The following is a 20,785-nucleotide window of genomic DNA, read 5'->3' on the forward strand; positions in this document are numbered from 1 at the left end:
TTTTTCTCTATGAAAATATACTAGAACAAAGCGTCAGCATCATCTGAGGAGGGACAAGCATGGAAGAGAAGAAAGATTGTATTGCCGTAAGAATAAATGGGAAGCCGGCAACGCATTATGTCGCCTCTCACCGGGCGCCAGAAGAACAGATGACAATTTTTGAAACGGCCGCATCATCGCCTACAAATGAAAGCGAAGATGAATCTATCGATTGGATTCAACCAGATGTAAACATACCCATGAAAACGAGTCCCACTTCATTTCAAAAACGACCTTTTACGGGGATAGGTAGAATTGTTGAACGGCGTCATTTATGGTTTTCTACTTTATCTGCAATTGCTGTAGGAATTTTCTTTGGCTTTTGTTTGTTGTTTCTGTTTTCTTCCTCGACAACAAATGAGTCGCCAACGCAGCAAACGGAAAACAAACCTCCTGTGGCCTCGGCGCCATTACAAAATAAACAGTCCACATCCGCTGCGTTTACATACAAAGGGTATGTCGTCCAAACGGGTGTGTTTAATGATGAAGCATCTGCAGAGGCGACGAAAGCTTCACTTGATGCAAAAGGCATTCCGGTCTATCAAGTAAAAGAGAACGGACAATACGTCCTTTACTCACACCTGACAACTACGGAAGAAGCGGCGAAGGAATGGAGAGCGAGCTTTCCAGATACAGACATGTATGTAAAATCAATCGAACGAGTGTCGGATGCCCCGGAACGACTGAAAATGGCAGCTAGTTTGTTGAACGCTGTCCAATCCGGTGAAACATTATCAACCATTCAAAGGAATGCTGAGAAAACACTGGCTTCAAGTTCTTCGCGAGAAAACATTACAGACCTTGTAACAAGCGTACAGCAAGCGAGTTCTGAAGAGGATATTACTTCCATTAGCATTGAGACAATTCTATCGGTAAAATGAGATAGAAAATAGCAAGTTGAATGGAATAAACACACTTTGTTTACATGTCTTTCACGGAATGGCTTTCATTCCGTCATAAAATGACAGAGTATGACGAACGCTATGATTAACGAAAAATCGTGTTTTACTTGTTCGTATAGGAGAGAAAGGTTTGCTATACTGCATTCACCTTTCTCTCCTGTGTGTGTTGTATGAAGGAGGACGTGCATGAATACCTTAGTGCTTGCATCAGGTTCACCCAGGCGGCTTCAGCTTTTAGAGTCGTTCGGATATGCTTGCACCGTCATCAAAAGCACCATTGAAGAAACAATGGATGAGACGATGTCGCCAGAGCACATTGCTCAGGAACTCGCGCTTTCTAAGGCGCAGGATGTCCAACGCACGCTAGACGAACCACGAGTCATACTGGCTGCAGATACGCTCGTGTCTCAAAATGGACGTCTTTTTGGAAAGCCGGGGACCATTGATGAAGCGAGGGCCTGTCTGCAATTATTTTCAGGTAGCGTTCATCAGGTAACAACTGGCGTAGCAATTTGTGATGGTTCGCAGCAACAGCTTTTTTATCAAACGACTGATGTCGAGTTCTGGCGGCTCACAGAGGAAGACATTGAGCGTTACATTTCAACGAAAGAACCTTACGATAAGGCAGGAGGCTACGGCATTCAAGGGATGGGTGGTCTTTTTGTCAAGAGCATTAAAGGAGATTACTATACGGTTGTTGGTTTGCCAATAGCAGCTGTTTATCGCCACCTGAAGGATTTTGGATGCCTTCCCCTCGTGTCTGTCGACAACTAAAGGGGGAAGCAAGTGACAAAGCCTTTAATGATTAGGGATGTCCCATTGCATGACCGGCCTAGAGAACGACTTGCAAGAGAGGGAGTCAAACAGTTGTCTACTCAAGAGCTGCTTGCCATTCTCTTGCAAACAGGGACAAAAGACGAATCTGTTATGCAATTGTCGTTGAGAGTGCTTCATTCATTTCCAACTTTGAGGCGTCTTCAGGAAGCCTCATTTTTAGAAATGACCGCTATTAAAGGGATAGGAAGTGCAAAGGCGTCATTGCTCAGCGCAGTGATGGAACTAGGATGTCGACTGACTGTGGAACGGGGCGATGCACCAGTGGTGATTCGTTCGCCAGAGGATGCAGCGATGTATGTAATGCCAGAATTGAAGCACCTTAAGCAGGAGCATTTTGTTTGTCTTTACCTCAATACGAAAAATCATGTCGTTGAAAAAAAGACGGTTTTTGTAGGGAGCTTAAACGCAAGCATCGTTCATCCTAGAGAGGTGTTTAAAGAGGCGCTCCGAGCTTCTGCGGCATCGATATTATGTGCACACAACCATCCTAGTGGCGACCCTGAGCCGAGTCGGGAGGACGTGGATGTGACCAAACGTCTTGTCGAATGTGGTCGAGTGTTGGGAATAGAGGTTATGGACCACGTGATTATTGGCAATGACTCATTTGTCAGCCTGCGTGAGAAAGGCTACGTATAGATCATTCGTGTCTTTGAAGCTCATTAAACGTTCGTACACTTTTCATGAAAATTGAAACGAGCGAATGTTTGAATTGCCTCGCATAACCCTATCTTAATTCAATTCAATCCCTTATAATAAAGGTATTCTTTTGTTGACTATAGTCAATGGAATCTGCATTTTCTTTATTGACTACAGTCTATGCACGTTTATAGATTTTCTAAATGCAATGGATAGCGTGTCGAACTTAGTCGATTCGCTACACTGGGATGAGAAAGGGAGTATACATAAATGTTTGGATTTGGAAGCTTCGCGAAAGATATGGGCATTGACCTAGGGACGGCAAACACGCTCGTCTATATAAAAAATAAAGGTGTCATTTTAAGAGAGCCTTCCGTAGTGGCAATGCGTACGGATACGGGGGAAATTCAGGCCGTGGGCAATGACGCCAAAAATATGATAGGTCGGACACCAGGGAACATCGTAGCCAAACGCCCGATGAAGGACGGGGTTATTGCGGATTTTGAAACGACAGCAACAATGATGAAGCATTTCATCAAAGAAGCCACTAAAAATCGTTCGTCATTTTCAAGAAAGCCGAACGTGATGGTATGTGTGCCAAGCGGCATTACTGCTGTAGAGAAACGAGCGGTAGAGGATGCGACGAAGCTTGCAGGCGCAAGAGAAGCGTATACAATTGAAGAGCCTTTTGCTGCAGCGATCGGTGCGGATTTGCCTGTATGGGAGCCAACTGGAAGCATGGTCGTTGATATCGGTGGAGGAACGACAGAAGTCGCCATTATTTCACTAGGTGGGATCGTAACGAGTCAGTCCATTCGTGTGGCTGGGGATGAAATGGATGATGCCATTATTCAATACGTGAAAAAGACATACAACCTTATGATTGGTGTACGTACAGCTGAATCATTAAAGCTTGACATCGGATCAGCTGGACAACCAGATGAAAAAGAAACGCTAGATATCCGCGGTAGAGACTTGCTAACAGGGTTGCCAAAAACGATTAACGTGTCCGCTGAAGAAATTGCTGGAGCTTTACGTGACACAGTTGACTCCATCATGGAGGCTGTGAAAAACACCCTTGAAAAAACACCACCAGAGCTTGCAGCTGACATTATGGACCGAGGGATTGTGTTGACAGGTGGAGGGGCTTTACTTAGAAATTTAGATAAAGTGATCAGTGATGAAACAAAAATGCCTGTTCTTGTGGCTGAAAATCCATTGGACTGTGTGGCAATTGGAACCGGGAAAGCGTTAGAAAATCTCCATCTCTTCCGCTCAAAAGCAGGCATCACATCACGCTCTCGTAAATCTTAAGGGGTGCTTTTATGCCTCCTTTTCTACTTAATAAACGGCTTATCATCTTACTTGTCTGCATCATTGTTCTCGTCGCTCTAGTCGGCCTTTCGCTCAATGATAGACGAAATTTATCATGGCCCGAAGTGTTTGTGAAGGACGTCGTCGGGTGGACCCAATATGTCGTTCAATCCCCACTGACCGGAATCGGGCAGGTTGTTGACAACATTCAAGACCTTAGAAATACCTACGAAGAAAACAAGCTCTTGAAATCGCGGATGGATGAATTTTCAGCCCTTGCGGTGAAAGCTGCTGCGTTTGAAAAAGAAAATCAGGAGCTGCGTAGCTTGTTGGATAAAGAAGAAAGTTTGTCAAATTACTCAGCCATTCAGGCTGAAGTGATTGGGCGAAATCCTGACCGCTGGCATGAACTAATTACCATTAATCGAGGCTCCCAAAATGGAGTCGAAGAAAACATGGCAGTCATGACAGCTCAAGGTGTGATTGGTCAGATACGTCACGTTGAAGCATTTACTTCGACTGTGCAGTTATTGAGCAGTACGGAACCTTCAAACGTTATTTCTGCCGTGGTTCAAGGAAATGAAAATGTCTTTGGCCTTATCGAAGGGTTTGATGAGGATCAGGATATGCTACGGTTTGCAAAAATTACAACGGACAGAACGATTGAAAAAGGAGCAACGGTCATCACTTCTGGTCTCGGTGGGAATTTTCCAAAGGGGCTTGTGATTGGTGAAGTCACTGATGTCGTTCCTGATGAGTATGGTCTTACACAGACGGCTTTTGTCAAGCCTGCGACGGACTTTTATGACATTTCTCATGTAATGGTTATCAACCCTGAGATTAATCCGGTGTCACCTGATGAGGTTACAGGGGAGGAGGGCTAATATTGACGAAATATCTCCTCCCGGCTGTCGTTTTTCTTCTTTTCATATTAGAAAGCACATTTGTTCGTTGGGTACCTGGAGAGGTTGGCCCTGGAGAATGGGTGGTCGTGCCCAGGTTTTCACTCGTTGCCCTTTTGATGATTGCCTTTCGACAAGGGCGAGCCGCTGGCGTTTTATATGGTCTTTCCATCGGCTTGCTTTATGATATGTACTATACTGGTTTGATTGGTGTATACACTTTTTCATATGCACTCATGGCCTACGTAACAGGCAGTAGTGTGAGGTTGCTACATTATAATATCTTTGTGATTACGTTGACCTGCACACTTGGCGTCGCTGCTGTTGAATGGATCGTTTATGGGATTTTGCTCATTATTGGTCACACGAACGAAGGGCTGCAAACTTTTGCTTACACACGATTTATCCCAACACTTATTTTTAATGCCATTTTTTGCGTTCTTTTATTTAAGCCATTAGAACGATTGATGGAAAAACAAGATCTGGTCGACCAAAGTCGGGTGTAACTCATCGAATCATTGAAAAGGGTTCAAGCAAAGCACTGTCGAATTCATTGCAATAGAGGTGAAACGAAATGAGGGGGCAAGGTCTACAAAACGTAACCATCAAAGGCACGAAGGATGGTTTAACGCTCCATTTGAACGACCAATGTAGCTATCAGGAACTTTTGGACGAGCTTCAGGACAAGCTGTCTAATACGCCTGTGGAGATGGACACGTCACTTCTTGTTGATGTAAAGCTAAAAACCAGTATGCGCTACCTCTCTGAAGAACAAGAGGAGGAGCTTAAAGAACTCGTTCGTCGTGAGAAAAATCTCGTTGTCACTGCTATCGAATCCGACGTTATGACAAAGAAACAAGCGTTGAAATGGCAAGAGCAACAGAGTATCGAACGATTGAGACAAATGGTTCGTTCTGGTCAGGTTGTTGAGGTTCCGGGGGATCTGCTGCTTGTTGGAGATGTGAATCCGGGTGGAACTGTCAGAGCTGGTGGCAGTATTTATGTGATGGGCGCATTAAAAGGCACAGCAATCGCTGGTGCTGAAGGAGATAACAAAGCTGTCATTTGTGCTTCAGTGATGCAGCCGATGCAGCTGCGAATTGCGGATGTCATTAGTCGTGCGCCTGATGAGCGCTCAGAAGGACGGGGAATGGAATGTGCGTATTTGAACGAAGAACAAACGCATATTGTATTGGATCGATTACAGCATCTAGCCCAACCTAGACAAAATCTCATCAAGTAAGAAAGGGGAATGTAACCGTGGGAGAAGCGATTGTCGTTACATCTGGTAAAGGCGGTGTCGGTAAAACGACGACAACTGCAAATATCGGCACAGCTTTAGCCCTTGCTGGAAAACATGTTTGCCTCATTGATACCGATATCGGTTTACGAAATCTTGATGTCATCATGGGATTAGAAAATCGAATTATTTATGATCTTGTTGATGTTGCTGAGGGACGATGCAAGCTACATACAGCATTGATTAAAGATAAGCGTTTTGATGCCCTAAGCTTGCTTCCAGCAGCGCAAACGAAGGACAAATCTGCCGTTTCACCGGAGCAGATGAAAGAGATTGTGACGACGTTAAAGCAGGATTTCGATTATGTCATTATTGACTGTCCTGCCGGTATTGAACAAGGCTTTCGTAATGCCATTGCAGGAGCTGATTTATCCATTGTTGTCACAACTCCGGAAATCTCATCTGTTCGTGACGCAGACCGGATCATTGGGTTGCTTGAGCAGGAGGACATTGAAGCGCCAAGGCTCGTTGTGAACCGAATTCGAACGCATATGATGCGCAATGGGGATACGATGGATGTAGATGAAATTGTATCGATATTATCCATTGATTTGCTTGGCATCGTTGCCGATGATGACTCTGTCATCAAAGCATCCAATAATGGCGAACCTATTGCGATGGACCCTTCAAGTAAAGCGGCCATTGCTTATCGGAATATGGCAAGACGAATTTTGGGAGAATCGGTCCCACTTATGGCGTTTGATGAAAAGAAGAGTATGTTACAAAAAGTAAAGAAATTCCTTGGCATGCGTGCATAAACAAGCACCATGCTTTTTTTATTGCACCAAACTTGTCGGAAAAGATCACTGGCGATTTAGCAGCAATGGTCTTTTTTAAATTGTGATCAAAGCATAAAAATGAGTTCATCATGAGAATCTGCAAAATAGCGAGACTCCAGCGGCAAAGAAAACACGACGAGGTACTCTCGAGTCGATGTTGCACTTGTACCCGAAGGGTGAAAAGAAAACACGACGAGGTACGTTCGACCGCTGCGTCAAAATACTTCGCTTTCCGCGGGCACGGCTTCAGCTTCCTCGGAAAGCAAAAGCTTTCCTGCGGGATCTTCAGCTCGCGCTGTTCCCGCAGGAGTCTACGTATTTTGACTACGCTGAGGTTTGTTTCTGCGTAAATTGTTTTTTATTTTTTATTAGTCTCGTATAACGAGTAAGAAAGCGTGTTACTTACCAAATAAGTGCATCGTTTTATGCAAAGTTATCTCACCTAATGCAGTATTGATGCAAAGTGAGATAGATCAATTGACTTCTCCCAAAACAACGCCTGCTGTATTCAGTAAATAGGAATGGTGCAGTGCTCACAATCTTGTATTTATTAAAAGATCGTCTTTTAATAATGAAGCTGACTTCTACCCCTAAATCATAAAAAGCTGCCACTAGCGAGACTCCAGCGGCAAAGAAATCTCGACGAAGTCTTTTTGAATTGATGGGCTTGTGCCATTCAGGATGAAAGCGAGCGTATGGAAGCTTGTCTAAAAAGCAATCCCAAAAATAAATTGCAGGTTTTCCCATCTATGTGAAATTCGTGTCTGCCAAATGTAAGGTGCGAAAGTTGAGTTAAATAAAAATGTTCCCGTTCCCTATATTCATACATCTAAGCCTGTACACATAGACTGTATAAACCTTTCAGGGAGGGACGTCAATGAAACGTGGGGACCAAATACGCAAAGAAATTAGACAGCGGCATCGTTCTCAGCCACGGGAATCACTAAATCCACCGATCGAAAGCAGCGGGGCGCATCCACTGTTTCGAATTGATGCTTTTTTAGTAAAAGCTCTGCTCGCCGCACTTTTTTTTCTAGCTAGCAGCATGATGCTTCAGCGTGACGATGCATTTTTCGATGGGCCGCGAACGCTCCTTGTGAATGCAATGACCGAAAACTATTCGTTTGCTGCTGCCGAAGAGTGGTATACAGACCGATTTGGCGAGCCGTTTGCGTTTATGAGCCAGGATATGGAGACGGTACAAAATGTGAACGAGGAAGTAGGAACCCCGTTAGCACTTCCGGTTAGCGGAGAACTTGCGCAGCCCTTTGAACACGATCAACGAGGCATTGTGATTAAGACCGGTTTAGCTGAAAATGTTGAAAGTGTTGATAATGGCTATGTCATTTTTGTTGGTGTGAAGGATGAACTTGGCAAGACGGTTATTGTGCAACATAGCGACCAATCTGAAACATGGTACGGACAATTGGATGAAGTGGATGTCAAGCTGTACGATTTTGTGGATGAACGCCAAGTGCTTGGTAAAGTGAGCGAGTCAGAGGGAAATGGGAGCTTCTATTTTGCCAAAAAACAACACGATGAGTTTGTGAACCCGATGAAAGGAACAACGGGTGATTAAAAACAGTTTTTCTTTGCGTGTGCATCCGCTTTTATGGCTAATGGCGTTCACTGCGGTCGCCACGGGTTATTTTCGTGAGCTATTGATCATTTTTTTTCTTGTGTTGCTTCATGAGGGAGGGCATCTCTTAGCAGCGAAATGGTTCGGTTGGCGAGTGTCAAAAGTAGAGCTGTTTCCTTTTGGGGGCGTGCTTCACACAAACCAATATGGGAATGCGCCGCTGCATCAAGAGCTTTTGGTTGCATTGATGGGGCCTCTTCAACATGTTTGGTTGCTCTGCCTGCCGTACTCTTTTCTTCAAAGTACGTTTCATATGGATGCCAATTTGTATCAATTTTGGATGAGCTGTAACCTCTCCATGCTGCTGTTTAATCTTCTCCCCTTGTTTCCTCTTGATGGAGGACGAGTTTTGTATGCATTAGTGTCGTTTATTCTCTCGTACCAACGCTCGTTCTTCGTTAGCTTTGTTTGCTCTTGCCTCACAGGTGGGCTGTTTGTCCTGCTCCTTTGGTTAAAATCGCTCCATTCGTTAAACATCTGGTGTATTGCCGTTTTTATTGTATTTACCCACTGGGAGCTGTGGAAAAAAAGAGAGTATGCTTTTATTCAATTTCTTATAGAGCGAATGGCGACGACCGCTTTGCCTGTTCATCCCCTTCGATCTTCATCAGAAGAGTCGATTCGTTTTTTATTGCGGCGTTTACATCGTGGAAAGAAAGCACGGGTGACCTTTGGTGAATCCGTTTTATGGGATCATGACATCATTGCAGCCTATTATGTAAACGGGTGTATTCATTGCAATGTTGGGGATGTACAAGAAGTTTTGCGAAACATACATGAATCAGGGTACAATACGCCTGAGACATGGAGGAATGCAAAATGAAAGAAGTATATATTGACGCGCTCACACAGCCGATCCGTTTGGTGTGCATTGAGCACCAGCAGCTTCAGGATATTCGTTTCGAAGAGAAAACATCGCAACCGCTTTTGGAGGACTGTTACGCTGGGAAGGTGCTGCGTATTCATCCTGCTCTCCAAGCGGCTTTTATTGATATAGGAAGTCATAAGGGAGGATTTCTTCCATTAAATGAACTTCCTGATGGTGAGAATGGTCCCATTGAGTCGCGGCTTACGGAGGGACAGCGGGTTCTCGTACAGGTGAAAAAAGAGCCGTATCGTGACAAAGGTGCAAAGCTCACAATGAAGATTGAATTGAAGGCAAGCGGCATGGTGTACTTGCCGAAAAGTGGGTATGTGGCTGTTTCCAAAAAAATTAAATCCCCTGAAGCGAAACAGCGACTTCAAAAGCTTGCAGACAGTCTTTGTGAACCTGGAGAAGGCCTTTTGTTCCGTACCGAAGCGGAAGGGCTGACAGATGAACAGTTGACCATTGCCATGAATAGGCTACAAAATTCTTTTCAAGACCTTCTACATACGTTTCGCTCAGCAGCGGACGGAGCATTGTTACAACGCACATCATCCGTTATTTTAAATGTTGTGAAAGAGCTCGCTTCGTCTGAACAGATCCGAGTGATCACAAACAGTCGCCAATTTAAGACAGTGCTAGCAAGGAGCATTGAAGAGAATGTGGATTGGGTCACCGATGAGGGTGCTGTGCACTTGTTTTCCAATCATGGATTAGAAGCAACCATTGAACAAGTATTGTCTTCTGTTGTCCCGTTGCCCGGAGGAGGGCAGCTCGTCATCGAATCTTTGGAGGCATTGACTGTAATTGATGTGAACAGCGGTCAAGCTCTAGGACATCGTGTAAAGGAGCGAACAATCCAACGCACGAATGAAGAAGCTGCTCGCGAAATCCCACGACAGCTGAAGCTTCGCCAAATCGGTGGAATGGTTGTCGTTGACTTTATTGATATGAAAGAGCAGCATTTACGCGCTTCTATCGAAGGCACACTTCGAGCGGGGTTTTTAGATGATAAAACGCGTACGTCCTGTCTTGGTTTTACAGCTTTGGGACTGTACGAGATTGTTCGTAAGCGTACTGGTCAGCCACTTCAAGAACGTCTCACACAGCCGTGCCCAAGCTGTCAGGGGACTGGCGACGTCCTTTCAGAAGAGGAGTTTGTTCGTCAACTGCAGCAAAGCCTGCTTGAAAGTAACCGAAGTGAAGACGAAGCGGCACTAGTTGCTATTCATCGTGATCAAGACGCCACGAAAGATTGGAAGCAGCAGCTGTTTTCAAGACATCTGCCGTTCCAACATGTGCTGTTCACCGTCGGTCATGAGCTTGCGCCTTGTTCGTTTCGTGTGTTGCAAACAGGGTCTTTGAACGCCATAAAAGACGCTGCCGATCGACGAAGCTGAATTGACACTTCTTTAAATCTATGCTAGTATTCCAATGTTATCTATATGTAGCGCCCCTAGCTACAACCGCACATTCAAAGGTTCTAAGCACACTATTGTGCACCTAAGATGGCGAGTCTGAGTGATGACATAAGGAGGTGCATGGGAATGTACGCAATTATTGAAACTGGTGGCAAACAGCTAAGAGTCGTAGAAGGACAAGAAATTTACGTCGAGAAGCTTGAAGGTGAACAAGGCAGCCAAGTGACATTCGAAAACGTCTTGTTTGTAGGTGGAGACTCTGCAAAAGTAGGTGCTCCATTCGTTGATGGCGCAAAAGTAACGGCGAAGATTGAAAAGCAAGGCAAAGAAAAAAAGATCACGGTTTATAAATATAAGCCTAAAAAGAACTACCGTCGCAAGCAAGGACATCGTCAGCCTTACACGAAGCTTGTGATTGAGAAGATCAACGCCTAACAATGATTACTATACGCGTGACACGGCAATCTAATGTTTCAAGGATTCAGTCCGTCGAAATATCAGGTCATGCTGAAAGTGCTCCGTATGGACAGGATCTTGTATGTGCGGCTGTATCTGCGGTCGCCATTGGCGGCATCAATGCAGTGATTGAACTTTGTCAGCTTCGCCTTCATGTCGAACAGGATGACAAAGCTGGTGGCTATTTAGCGGTGACGGTGCCCGCTCATGAAGAAAGTGAGCAGCATCGAAAAGCGCAATGGTTGCTAGAAGGAATGCTGTCATCGCTTCGTACAATTGAGGCGCAGTATGGCGAGTACTTAGTGTACAAAGAACAGCATTAAAAAAGGAGGTGCAACATCCATGTTAACTTTAGACTTGCAGTTTTTTGCATCCAAAAAAGGTGTAGGTAGCACAAAGAACGGTCGTGACTCCCAATCAAAACGCCTTGGCGCTAAACGTGCTGACGGTCAGCTTGTGTCAGGAGGATCTATCCTCTTCCGTCAACGCGGCACGAAAATTTACCCAGGGGTAAACGTAGGCCGTGGCGGCGACGATACACTTTACGCAAAAACGGAAGGCATTGTTCGTTTTGAACGTGTCGGTCGCGATCGTAAACGTGTAAGTGTTTATCCTATTGCTCAAGAAGCGTAAACAAAGGTAAAATACCCTGATCCTTAACGGTTCAGGGTATTTTTTTGCAATTAAAGCGATTCTCTTACTTCCCTTAAGCGGTTTTTTATAGAAGCAGTTCTATTGCAGAAAAAAGTTTGTGATATAATGAGAACCATCAATGGTTGGTCAAAAGACCGTAACAATTCAAGCCTAGGAGCTTTTCACGACAATGAAAAAATGGAGCAGTGTGGAGCTGATTCGTCACTACCGCCACGAATGGCTCAACAAGTTGCAAATCATTCATGGGAATCTTCAATTAAACAATACAGCAGAAGCAGAGCGTATTGTCGAACAGATTATTCATGCCACGATTAATGAATCGAACCTGACCAATACAGGAATGGATAGGCTGACCGAATATTTGCTTACGTTTTCTTGGACGACACGGGTTTGCCTAATTGATTATGAGGTGATTGGCGAGGTTCGCGAAATTAAAACACTTGATGATGCCATTTACACGTTTGTGTCCTCATTTGTGGATACTATTGAACACAATGCCGATACTTCTAAAGAGCAGTGGGTGGCAGTAACGCTTGAATTAGCAAGCGATGGAGTGCATTGCAATCTTAGTTTTGAAGGAAAGCTTGTGGATGAAGCTCCATTAAATCGCTGGCTTGAGAATGTTAACGTAGGGACATATGACAAGCTTGAAAATGATTTGATCGCACTCGAGGTGACATCTCGTTTTTAACCTTCTCAACGAAATAATAAAGTAGGTGTAAACATGTTTGTCGATGACGTAAAAGTATTTGTAAAGGGCGGAGATGGAGGCAATGGGATGGTCGCCTTCCGCCGTGAAAAATATGTACCAAAAGGCGGCCCTGCCGGAGGAGACGGCGGAAATGGTGGCGACGTTGTATTTAAAGTAGATGAAGGTCTACGAACACTGATGGACTTTCGATACCAACGTCACTTTAAAGCAGACCGTGGAGAAAACGGGATGTCTAAAAACCAGCATGGCAAAAACTCCGCGCCTATGATTGTAAAGGTCCCACCAGGTACGGTTGTTCATGATGAAGAAACAGGCGAAATTATCGCTGACTTAACCGACCATGCCAGCTCAGCAGTTATTGCAAAAGGCGGACGAGGGGGACGGGGCAATAGCCGTTTCGCTACCCCTGCCAACCCAGCACCAGAATTGTCTGAGAATGGTGAACCGGCGCAAGAGCGTACGATTCGAATTGAACTTAAATTACTGGCAGACGCCGGTTTTGTTGGATTCCCATCTGTTGGGAAATCGACATTACTTTCCGTCATGTCGGCTGCCCGTCCAAAAATAGGCGATTATCATTTTACGACGATAAAGCCAAATCTCGGCGTTGCTGAAACGGAGGATAACCGTAGCTTTGTGATTGCGGATTTGCCTGGGTTAATTGAAGGGGCGTCGCAAGGGTTAGGATTAGGCCACCAATTTCTTCGCCACATAGAACGAACAAAAGTCATTGTTCATGTGATTGATATGGCAGGAATTGAAGGGCGCGACCCAATTGAAGATTTTCATACAATTAATGAAGAGCTGAAGCAGTATCAGCTTCGGTTAGCAGAACGTCCTCAGGTGGTCGCGGCCAACAAAATGGATCTTCCTGACGCGGAAGCCAATCTTGATGCGTTTCGAAAAGCCATTGGTGACGACGTGACAATTGTGCCGATTTCAGCTGTCACACGGCAAGGATTACGAGAACTCTCCTTTGCCATCGCAGACCTAGTGGATACCACACCAGCCTTTCCATTACATGAAGTCGACGAAGAGAAATCACATAAGCTTTACTCCGCAGAAGAGGAAGAGCCGTTTTATATTACGAGAGACAGTGATGGCACATTCGTACTGCAAGGAGCAAGCCTTGAGAAAAAATTCCAGATGACGGACTTCGCAAGGGATCAATCGGTCCTGCGCTTCGCAAGACAAATGAGAAGCTTAGGCGTAGACGATGCACTCCGTGAAAAAGGGGCAAAAGACGGTGACATCGTCCGCATTATGGAATATGAATTTGAATTTGTGGAGTAGTCGTTGTGACGGGAGTGGAGTAAAGTGGAGAATAAGAAGGCAAAGTATTACTTAGTTCGCGAGGACATTCTTCCAGAAGCCGCTAGAAAAACACTACAAGCAAAGGAATTGCTTGATCGAAAAAAAGCAGCCACCATCCATGAAGCCGCAGATCGCGTAGGCTTAAGCAGAAGTGCATTTTACCGGTACAAAGACGCCGTGTACCCATTTTCAACAATGGTTAAGGAAAAAATCGTCTCATTGTTTTTCCATTTGCACGACCAGTCAGGTACATTGTCCAAGTTGCTAAGCATCGTTGCCGAGTTTCAATGCAACGTACTCACGATTCACCAAACCATCCCCCTACAAGGAATGGCCAACGTCACCCTATCCATGGACATCACCGCCATCAACTCCGACCTAGGCGACATGCTAGACATGCTAAGAACCCTAGACTTCGTCGAAAAAGTAGAACTCCTAGGAACCGGAGCTTAAAGACGAAAAGCGGAGGCGAGCGCGTTTTGAAGCGCAGAGTAGAACATCACGGGGCGAAGAAATGGTTCTTCACATTTCTCTCGCACCGGGATTTCTACCTCGCTGCTTCAGCGAGCCGTAGCTAGCCAAGAAAAGCGGAGCGCCGTTGTACAGAAGCGCAGGTCAGAACATCATTGGGCAGTGAAATGGTTCTTTCATTTCACTAGCCCGAGGATTTCTGCGCCGCAGCTTCTACGGCGCGCAGCTAGCCAAGAAAAGCGGAGGCGAGCACGTTTTGAAACGGAGGGCAGAACATCACGGCACGAGGAAATGGTTCTTCACATTTCCTCAGTGGCGGGATTTCTGTCCCGCAGTTTCAGCGAGCAGGAGCTGGACAAGAAAAGCGGAGGCGAGCACGTTTTGAAGCGCGAATCACAATAAGCAACATTCAATCACGAGTAAGGAAAGCTGGGAGTGAAACAACCATGAGTAAAATTGGTTATTTAGGACCAAAAGGAACTTTTTCATCTGAGGCTGTTTCACTAGCCTTTACAGCAGGTGAGCCTGTACCCTATTCAACAATTCCCGCGTGTATTGAGGCAGTGAGTAGTGGAGAGGTCGATTATGGAGTAGTGCCTTTAGAAAACACGCTAGAAGGCTCTGTGAACTTGACTATAGACTACTTAATCCACGAAAAAACCTTGCCAATCGTAGGAGAAGTCATTGTTCCCATTCAGCAACATCTGCTTGTGCATGCTGATTTTGCAACAGATTGGCGATCAACTGTCACAAAAGTGATTTCTCACCCGCATGCCTTAGCCCAATGCTATCAATTTCTCCGTAATGAATTGCCAAATGCCGAAATGGAAACAATGTCATCCACCGCGGCAGCTGCGCAATATATCGCGGAAAAAAAGGATCCTTCGTTGGCTGCTATTGCTCATCACAATGCGGCGAAGGAGTTTTCGCTTGTCCTGGCCAAAGAGAATATCCATGATTTTGCGAACAATCATACGAGGTTTCTCATTTTACATCGCCAAGGGAAATCGATCAAAATGGATACGGAGCGATTCAAAACGACGTTCCACATTGCGTTGCCTCAGGACAAGCCAGGCAGCTTGCATCAGGTGCTGTCCGCGTTCAGCTGGAGACAATTAAACCTTAGTAAAATTGAATCTAGACCAATGAAAACGGGACTTGGGCGGTATTTTTTCATTATTGACATAGACCATCCTCTGGACGAGGTGCTTTTGCCTGGTGCGCAGGCGGAGTTAGAAGCGCTAGGCTGTCAGGTTCGCATATTAGGGAGCTATCCTTCTTTTGAGGCCATAGCAACGAAGACGACGTCTGGGATCTAAACAATCCTTAAACCTTGTTCGCTCTATAAAGAAAGGGTATGAAGTACTCATAGTAAAAGGGATGTCCAAAAGTCACAACGTTGACTTTTGGGACATCCCTTTTTATTCTTCCTCGATAAGAATCCCAGCTTCTCTTAACTGTACACACGCTTGATCAATACAGCGCTGATGCATGGATGCAATTGTATGCAAGTGCAAACCGCCAGTAAGCTCTAGCAAATACGACGCATTTTGCTTGGCAGATCGTTTTACAAACTCGTCGACCTCTTCTATCGTTGCGATTTCAAGTCGAGCAACAATTTCCCCATACAACGCATGCATGATGGTGACATCCTTCACGTGACAGCCTGCATTCACAATGATTTCTAATTCTTTGCGTGTGTCTTCACCTTGATGATGACAGACGATCACTTGTTCAATATGGGTCACGGCGGGCTGCTGCTGTAAGTAAAGGTACCCGTCTGATGTCGCTATAAGAGGTTCACCACGTGCTTTTAACAATGAAATGTCCTGCACAATAACCTGACGACTTACGTTTGTTCGTTGTGCAAGGTCACTGCCTTTGACCGCCTTCACTGACGCCTTAAGCCACTCCAAAATGGCTTGCCTCCGTGGTTCACCAAGGAGTTTTTTATCAGACATAGCCATTCCCCCATCTATCCTAATCTCTTCAAATATGCTTAGAAGCCATTATACCAAAACATTCAACACTACAGTACATATCCTCTACCATCATGACATATATGTCTAGTAGTGCGTGATGTCACATAAGGTGTGCGCATACTTTTTTACGAACCTTTAGTAGCATTTTGCCCATGGGTTCATATACTGGCAATGACTACTGTATAGAAGGGAGAACAGAAATTTGAAAATACACATCGTCCAGAAGGGGGATACCCTTTGGAACCTTGCGCAAAAGTATAAGGTTCCATTTGCCCAGCTGAAGCAAGCGAATACGCAGCTCGCAAATCCTGATGAGATCATGCCGGGAATGAAAATCAAAATTCCATCCGGTAGTGTCCAAGTGAAGAAAGAAGCGCCGACTGCTCCCAAAGCACCAAAGGAACAACCAACACCTGCCCCAGCGCCTGCGCCGAAAGCACAGAAGAAGTATTATGATAAAACTCCAAAGGCTGTGCAACCGTATCATTATGATGAAAGTGTATCCATCGACATGCCTCAAGTGCATCAGTCTATGTACAATGTGTACCTACCACCTGCACCTGTAAAAAAAGAAGCACCAAAACCTAAGCCTGTCGTCAAAGAAAAGGTGAAGGAAAAAGTAAAAGAAAAAGTTGCTCCAAAAAAAGAAGCTCCTATACCGCCGAAAAAAGAAGCGCCAGCTCCACCACCGCCACCACCTCAACCACAACAGCAAATGATGCAGTTACCACCGTATCCTTGTTATCCAGTGAGCCCAATTTTGCCTGGGTCAGGGCTTGATTGTCCACCGGAGCAAATGCATCATCAGCCATGGGGATACCCACAGCAGCCGCAATATCCAGTCGCTGGTGCAGAGGATGAATCGTGTGGATGTGGAGGACCTCCTATGCAGCCATGGCCACAGCAAGGGCAGCCACTACCGTACTATCCACAGCAAGGCTACATGCAGCAAGGGTACCAATGGATGGAAAGCGGTGACAATGCATCGTATGGCTGGCCAAATGCTGAAGATATGGAGTCTCCAGAAGGAGGGTATCCAGGGTATCCACAGATGATGCCACAGCAAGGTCAAATGGGCTATATGCCAATGCCACAACAAGGTCAAATGGGGTATATGCCGCAGCAAGGCCAAATGTACGCATCACCAGAGCAAATGGGTGCAATGATGCCACCACAGCAAGGCCAAATGTACGCATCACCAGAACAAATGGGTGCAATGATGCCACCACAGCAAGGCCAAATGTACGCATCGCCAGAACAAATGGGCGGAATGATGCCACCACAGCAAGGCCAAATGTACGCATCGCCTGAGCAAATGGGCGGAATGATGCCACCACAGCAAGGTCAAATGTACGCGTCACCTGAGCAATGGGGTCAGGAAGCCGGCCAACAAGACCAATGGTACCTAGGCTATCCGCAGGAATATATGAACATGCGTGGTGGTCCCGGCTATGACCCATCATACGCCTATGATCAGGAGCCACAGGCGCCTCAAGGCCCGGCCTATCAATTTCCTGAAGTAGATGAAGAGGACAGTCACGATGACTAGAGAGGCACAAGGCGATTTCCGCAGGAATCGTCTTTTTTTAGACGCAGATTCTGCGTTTGGCTTTGACCATCCTAATGTGAAGCAAATAAAGCACAATGTGTTTTTCGTTTCAACAAACCGCAAGCATTATGTGATTAAAGGATACACAAATCAGGCGGCGGCAAGAAGACAATGGCATCTTGCTAAAGCCTTAAAAAGTGAGGGGTTTCATCGCGGCCTTGAGTACAGACGCTTCCCTTCTGGATCCTATGTTGTAAAAACAGAGGGCATGTATTGGCTAAGCATGAAACGACTTCCACAAAAACGTCCGGTTCACTTCCAAAATGGAAAAGACCGTGAAAAAGCGGGCGATTTGCTTCATGCGTTTCACGGCGTTATTCAGACGCAAAACAACGTTCAACTTCCTGATTACTCATTATTAAAGCATTGGGAGAAGCGGTTTGATCAATTTTGTAAAGAAGACAGTCTCTATACATTGGCTGAGGTCATCGGAAAAAAACGTGCTAAAGAGGCTTTAAGATGGGGAGATATTGCGCTTTCGAAGCTGCGAAGATATCGACTTTACGAGCTAGAGGAAAAAGCAAAAAGCAGAGGGCAGGCCATCCATAGGGATACGGCCGCGCATAACTTTATACTTACACCGGACGATTCCTTGCATATGATTGATTTTGACCTAGCTGCATCTGCTCCTGAAGCGTACGATTGGTTGCAGCTGTCGTTACGTTATATGCCATGGATGCAATGGTCCCTAAATGCTCTTGGAAAAGAACGCTACATTCGTTCTTTCCTACAAAAAAAATGGTTCTTAACAGGGCTGCTCTATCCAGCGGATTTATATCGAGACTGGAATGCTGCAATGAAAGAAAATAATTCTCGTTCGTTTGATTGGTTTGCTTCAATCCATTCGATTGAGCACAGGGTATCTTATTTTGATGAAATAAGCAGGCAGCTTGAATCCCCTTCATTAAAGTCAACGTAATGGTTACTGCCACATGCTATGGTATACTAATTACTATAATGCATTGTAAAAGGACTCTCCTTTTTGCATAACGGAAAGGGGTTTTTTTCATGTCTACCTTTTTTAAAACAAGTGAGTTTTTAGCGATCGTTTGATATCATAGAAATATATGTTCGGTTAAAAAGGGGTTGGGTTTATGTATGATTTTATAAAAGGCACTGTTGCTTACGTTTGTCCTCAGTATATTACACTTGATGTGAACGGTGTTGGGTACCAGCTGCTTCTGCCTCATCCCTTGCAGTATGAAGCAAAAAAGGGAGAGGTTTTGCAGCTGTTTACTCATTTTTATGTTAGAGAAGATGCGCAACATCTATATGGGTTCCCAACGCGAGAGGATCGTATATTGTTTCAATTGCTTTTAAGTGTGACAGGTATTGGTCCTAAAGGTGGGTTAGCGATCTTAGCAGCAGGTCGACTTGAGGATATTGTAAAGGCGATTGATTCAGAGGATGAGACCTTTTTAATGAAGTTCCCAGGGATCGGTAAAAAAACAGCAAGGCAAATGATTTTGGATTTAAAAGGGAAGGTGTCCGAATTTTTGCCTTCGCATCAGATGAACCTCGTTGCAGCGACAGAAGAAGCAACAATGAATACAGAGCTTGAGGAAGCAGCTGAGGCGCTGCTTGCACTTGGCTATAGCCAACGTGAGGTTGATAAAATTCGTCCATTGTTAGAACACGAAGACCTTACAGCTGAAGCCTATGTCAAAAAAGCGTTGCAAATGATGCTAGAAGGAAAACGGAGGCGATAACGATGCCTGAGGAGGAACGATTTGTCCAGCAAGCGCCTTTAGTAGGGGAGCATGAAGAGCCGTCTTTACGACCACAGCTGCTTTCCCAATACATAGGGCAGGAAGGCATTAAGCAAAATTTATCGATTTTTATTAATGCGGCTAAACTCAGAGAAGAACCATTGGATCATGTGCTCTTGTATGGACCACCTGGCCTTGGAAAAACAACATTAGCGAGTATCATTGCCAATGAAATGGGTGTGCAGCTTCGGACAACCTCAGGCCCGGCACTTGAGAAGTCAGGTGACTTGGCAGCGGTCTTGACTTCTTTGCAGCCTGGAGACGTATTGTTTATTGATGAAATCCACCGTTTGCCTCGTGCGATTGAAGAAGTGTTGTACCCTGCGATGGAGGATTTTTGTCTTGATATCATTATTGGCAAGGATGAGACAGCACGATCCATCCGCCTAGACCTGCCGCCCTTCACGCTCGTTGGGGCAACGACGAGGGCTGGGAGCTTATCCGCGCCACTTAGGGATCGTTTTGGCGTCACTGAGCGCTTGGATTACTACACTTTTGCAGAGCTTGCCTATATTGCGAAACGAACAGCTGAACTCTTTGACATTGAGATGGAGGAGGCAGCTGCTGAGCAAATTGCAAGAAGGTCTCGTGGCACACCGCGCATTACCAACCGATTAGTAAAACGTGTCCGTGATTTTGCACAGGTGATCGGGAATGGGCATATTGATGCTGCCATTGCGAATCAAGCATTAGATGCACTCAATGTAGATGAGCTTGGCTTAGATGCCATTGATCGTCGACTTCTCCTCGGCATGATTGAAAAGTTTCGTGGAGGTCCGGTTGGTCTGGATACGATAGCGGCGGCCATTGGGGAGGAATCTCCGACCATTGAAGAAATGTACGAGCCTTACTTGATGCAGATCGGTTTTTTACAGCGGACACCTCGTGGACGGATGGTCACGCCTGCCGTGTATTCGTATTTTAAAATGGAGGTACCACAGCATGACCGACATGTCTAAGCTGTTCATTGGAGGAGGCATTTTGCTGATTTTGATTGGGCTTGCCTGGCCTCTCATTGGAAAGCTTCCTGGTGATCTAATGTTCAAAAAAGGGAACACGACAGTTTTTTTTCCGATCGTAACCTGTATCATCATTAGCATCGTGCTGTCGCTCGTGTTATCATTGTTCGGGAAGTTTAAATAGGAGAAAGGGGTCCAGTGGAACGAATGCCGTTCTGCGCCAAC

The 20,785-nt window shown here is 45.3% G+C and carries 24 protein-coding genes and 1 other annotated feature; of the genes, 23 read left to right on the plus strand and 1 reads right to left on the minus strand.

Annotated features, from left to right (window positions below; all coding sequences use genetic code 11):
• The first annotated feature begins 59 nt into the window (after positions 1-59).
• The 18 genes from EV213_RS13140 (at position 60) to pheA (ending at position 15,560) form a co-directional block, all read left to right on the plus strand.
• Entirely contained in the window at positions 60-920 is an 861-nt protein-coding gene (locus EV213_RS13140; RefSeq protein ID WP_133581008.1) for an SPOR domain-containing protein, read from the plus strand.
• Between the two features lie 207 nt (positions 921-1,127).
• Positions 1,128-1,715: a Maf family protein gene (locus EV213_RS13145; protein ID WP_133581009.1), complete on the plus strand. Its 588-nt coding sequence runs from the start codon at positions 1,128-1,130 to the stop codon at positions 1,713-1,715.
• Between the two features lie 27 nt (positions 1,716-1,742).
• Positions 1,743-2,414: a RadC family protein gene (gene radC / locus EV213_RS13150; protein ID WP_133581103.1), complete on the plus strand. Its 672-nt coding sequence runs from the start codon at positions 1,743-1,745 to the stop codon at positions 2,412-2,414.
• Positions 2,415-2,684: 270 nt separating this feature from the next.
• Positions 2,685-3,728, plus strand: a complete 1,044-nt coding sequence (locus EV213_RS13155) for a rod shape-determining protein (protein WP_133581010.1) — start codon at positions 2,685-2,687, stop codon at positions 3,726-3,728.
• 11 nt (positions 3,729-3,739) lie between these two features.
• On the plus strand, positions 3,740-4,612 hold the full coding sequence (gene mreC, locus EV213_RS13160) for a rod shape-determining protein MreC (RefSeq protein WP_133581011.1): 873 nt from the start codon (positions 3,740-3,742) through the stop codon (positions 4,610-4,612).
• A 2-nt stretch (positions 4,613-4,614) separates the two neighbouring features.
• On the plus strand, positions 4,615-5,136 hold the full coding sequence (gene mreD / locus EV213_RS13165) for a rod shape-determining protein MreD (RefSeq protein ID WP_166639305.1): 522 nt from the start codon (positions 4,615-4,617) through the stop codon (positions 5,134-5,136).
• A 68-nt stretch (positions 5,137-5,204) separates the two neighbouring features.
• Positions 5,205-5,873, plus strand: coding sequence for a septum site-determining protein MinC (gene minC / locus EV213_RS13170; protein ID WP_133581013.1), 669 nt, complete (start codon positions 5,205-5,207; stop codon positions 5,871-5,873).
• Positions 5,874-5,890: 17 nt separating this feature from the next.
• Positions 5,891-6,688, plus strand: coding sequence for a septum site-determining protein MinD (gene minD / locus EV213_RS13175; protein ID WP_133581014.1), 798 nt, complete (start codon positions 5,891-5,893; stop codon positions 6,686-6,688).
• 898 nt (positions 6,689-7,586) lie between these two features.
• On the plus strand, positions 7,587-8,288 hold the full coding sequence (locus tag EV213_RS13180) for a M23 family metallopeptidase (RefSeq protein WP_133581015.1): 702 nt from the start codon (positions 7,587-7,589) through the stop codon (positions 8,286-8,288).
• A complete protein-coding gene (locus tag EV213_RS13185; protein ID WP_133581016.1) occupies positions 8,281-9,171 on the plus strand; it encodes a site-2 protease family protein in 891 nt (296 codons plus the stop codon). The genes EV213_RS13180 and EV213_RS13185 overlap by 8 nt, the downstream gene beginning before the upstream one ends.
• Positions 9,168-10,613, plus strand: a complete 1,446-nt coding sequence (locus tag EV213_RS13190; protein WP_166639306.1) for an Rne/Rng family ribonuclease — start codon at positions 9,168-9,170, stop codon at positions 10,611-10,613. Before EV213_RS13185 ends, EV213_RS13190 begins: the two co-directional genes overlap by 4 nt.
• 54 nt (positions 10,614-10,667) lie before the next feature.
• Positions 10,668-10,742: a sequence feature (ribosomal protein L21 leader region), on the plus strand.
• Between the two features lie 18 nt (positions 10,743-10,760).
• On the plus strand, positions 10,761-11,069 hold the full coding sequence (gene rplU / locus EV213_RS13195) for a 50S ribosomal protein L21 (RefSeq protein WP_133581018.1): 309 nt from the start codon (positions 10,761-10,763) through the stop codon (positions 11,067-11,069).
• A gap of 2 nt (positions 11,070-11,071) precedes the next feature.
• Complete coding sequence (locus EV213_RS13200) at positions 11,072-11,413, plus strand: ribosomal-processing cysteine protease Prp (RefSeq protein ID WP_133581019.1); 342 nt, start codon at positions 11,072-11,074, stop codon at positions 11,411-11,413.
• Between the two features lie 19 nt (positions 11,414-11,432).
• Positions 11,433-11,723, plus strand: a complete 291-nt coding sequence (rpmA, locus tag EV213_RS13205; protein ID WP_133581020.1) for a 50S ribosomal protein L27 — start codon at positions 11,433-11,435, stop codon at positions 11,721-11,723.
• A gap of 190 nt (positions 11,724-11,913) precedes the next feature.
• The gene (locus tag EV213_RS13210; protein WP_133581021.1) at positions 11,914-12,435 is read left to right on the plus strand and encodes a Spo0B C-terminal domain-containing protein; all 522 of its coding nucleotides are present in this window, start codon (positions 11,914-11,916) and stop codon (positions 12,433-12,435) included.
• Between the two features lie 33 nt (positions 12,436-12,468).
• Positions 12,469-13,749 (plus strand): GTPase ObgE, encoded by a 1,281-nt coding sequence (gene obgE, locus EV213_RS13215; RefSeq protein ID WP_133581022.1) that lies wholly within the window; start codon positions 12,469-12,471, stop codon positions 13,747-13,749.
• 24 nt (positions 13,750-13,773) lie between these two features.
• Positions 13,774-14,223, plus strand: coding sequence for an ACT domain-containing protein (locus EV213_RS13220; RefSeq protein WP_133581023.1), 450 nt, complete (start codon positions 13,774-13,776; stop codon positions 14,221-14,223).
• Positions 14,224-14,687: 464 nt separating this feature from the next.
• On the plus strand, positions 14,688-15,560 hold the full coding sequence (pheA, locus tag EV213_RS13225) for a prephenate dehydratase (protein ID WP_133581024.1): 873 nt from the start codon (positions 14,688-14,690) through the stop codon (positions 15,558-15,560).
• A 102-nt stretch (positions 15,561-15,662) separates the two neighbouring features.
• Here pheA and EV213_RS13230 read toward each other — a convergent pair whose 3' ends face one another.
• Positions 15,663-16,202, minus strand: a complete 540-nt coding sequence (locus EV213_RS13230) for a transcription repressor NadR (protein ID WP_133581025.1) — start codon at positions 16,200-16,202, stop codon at positions 15,663-15,665.
• Positions 16,203-16,425: 223 nt separating this feature from the next.
• Between EV213_RS13230 and safA the strand changes: the two genes are divergently transcribed.
• From safA to EV213_RS13255, 5 genes are all read left to right on the plus strand, one after another.
• Positions 16,426-17,772, plus strand: a complete 1,347-nt coding sequence (safA, locus tag EV213_RS13235; protein ID WP_166639307.1) for a SafA/ExsA family spore coat assembly protein — start codon at positions 16,426-16,428, stop codon at positions 17,770-17,772.
• A complete protein-coding gene (locus EV213_RS13240; RefSeq protein WP_166639308.1) occupies positions 17,765-18,751 on the plus strand; it encodes a phosphotransferase in 987 nt (328 codons plus the stop codon). The genes safA and EV213_RS13240 overlap by 8 nt, the downstream gene beginning before the upstream one ends.
• A gap of 175 nt (positions 18,752-18,926) precedes the next feature.
• Positions 18,927-19,541 carry a Holliday junction branch migration protein RuvA gene (gene ruvA, locus EV213_RS13245; protein WP_133581028.1) on the plus strand — a complete coding sequence of 205 codons (615 nt, stop codon included), beginning with the start codon at positions 18,927-18,929 and terminating at the stop codon, positions 19,539-19,541.
• A 2-nt stretch (positions 19,542-19,543) separates the two neighbouring features.
• Positions 19,544-20,560, plus strand: a complete 1,017-nt coding sequence (gene ruvB / locus EV213_RS13250; protein ID WP_133581029.1) for a Holliday junction branch migration DNA helicase RuvB — start codon at positions 19,544-19,546, stop codon at positions 20,558-20,560.
• The gene (locus EV213_RS13255; protein WP_133581030.1) at positions 20,544-20,744 is read left to right on the plus strand and encodes a DUF2905 domain-containing protein; all 201 of its coding nucleotides are present in this window, start codon (positions 20,544-20,546) and stop codon (positions 20,742-20,744) included. The genes ruvB and EV213_RS13255 overlap by 17 nt, the downstream gene beginning before the upstream one ends.
• Positions 20,745-20,785: the final 41 nt, after the last annotated feature.

Origin of the sequence: Aureibacillus halotolerans (assembly GCF_004363045.1) — a bacterium.
In the GTDB taxonomy this organism is placed as follows: Bacteria; Bacillota; Bacilli; order Bacillales; family DSM-28697; genus Aureibacillus; species Aureibacillus halotolerans.

Coding starts and splice junctions, on each gene's coding strand:
- radC (WP_133581103.1), top strand. CDS start 1,743: ATGATTAGGGATGTCCCATTGCATGACCGGCCTAGAGAACGACTTGCA.
- EV213_RS13190 (WP_166639306.1), top strand. CDS start 9,168: ATGAAAGAAGTATATATTGACGCGCTCACACAGCCGATCCGTTTGGTG.
- EV213_RS13140 (WP_133581008.1), top strand. CDS start 60: ATGGAAGAGAAGAAAGATTGTATTGCCGTAAGAATAAATGGGAAGCCG.
- obgE (WP_133581022.1), top strand. CDS start 12,469: ATGTTTGTCGATGACGTAAAAGTATTTGTAAAGGGCGGAGATGGAGGC.
- EV213_RS13210 (WP_133581021.1), top strand. CDS start 11,914: ATGAAAAAATGGAGCAGTGTGGAGCTGATTCGTCACTACCGCCACGAA.
- ruvB (WP_133581029.1), top strand. CDS start 19,544: ATGCCTGAGGAGGAACGATTTGTCCAGCAAGCGCCTTTAGTAGGGGAG.
- pheA (WP_133581024.1), top strand. CDS start 14,688: ATGAGTAAAATTGGTTATTTAGGACCAAAAGGAACTTTTTCATCTGAG.
- EV213_RS13145 (WP_133581009.1), top strand. CDS start 1,128: ATGAATACCTTAGTGCTTGCATCAGGTTCACCCAGGCGGCTTCAGCTT.
- mreC (WP_133581011.1), top strand. CDS start 3,740: ATGCCTCCTTTTCTACTTAATAAACGGCTTATCATCTTACTTGTCTGC.
- EV213_RS13240 (WP_166639308.1), top strand. CDS start 17,765: ATGACTAGAGAGGCACAAGGCGATTTCCGCAGGAATCGTCTTTTTTTA.
- rplU (WP_133581018.1), top strand. CDS start 10,761: ATGTACGCAATTATTGAAACTGGTGGCAAACAGCTAAGAGTCGTAGAA.
- EV213_RS13155 (WP_133581010.1), top strand. CDS start 2,685: ATGTTTGGATTTGGAAGCTTCGCGAAAGATATGGGCATTGACCTAGGG.
- rpmA (WP_133581020.1), top strand. CDS start 11,433: ATGTTAACTTTAGACTTGCAGTTTTTTGCATCCAAAAAAGGTGTAGGT.
- minC (WP_133581013.1), top strand. CDS start 5,205: ATGAGGGGGCAAGGTCTACAAAACGTAACCATCAAAGGCACGAAGGAT.
- ruvA (WP_133581028.1), top strand. CDS start 18,927: ATGTATGATTTTATAAAAGGCACTGTTGCTTACGTTTGTCCTCAGTAT.
- EV213_RS13180 (WP_133581015.1), top strand. CDS start 7,587: ATGAAACGTGGGGACCAAATACGCAAAGAAATTAGACAGCGGCATCGT.
- EV213_RS13230 (WP_133581025.1), bottom strand. CDS start 16,202: ATGTCTGATAAAAAACTCCTTGGTGAACCACGGAGGCAAGCCATTTTG.
- EV213_RS13255 (WP_133581030.1), top strand. CDS start 20,544: ATGACCGACATGTCTAAGCTGTTCATTGGAGGAGGCATTTTGCTGATT.
- EV213_RS13200 (WP_133581019.1), top strand. CDS start 11,072: ATGATTACTATACGCGTGACACGGCAATCTAATGTTTCAAGGATTCAG.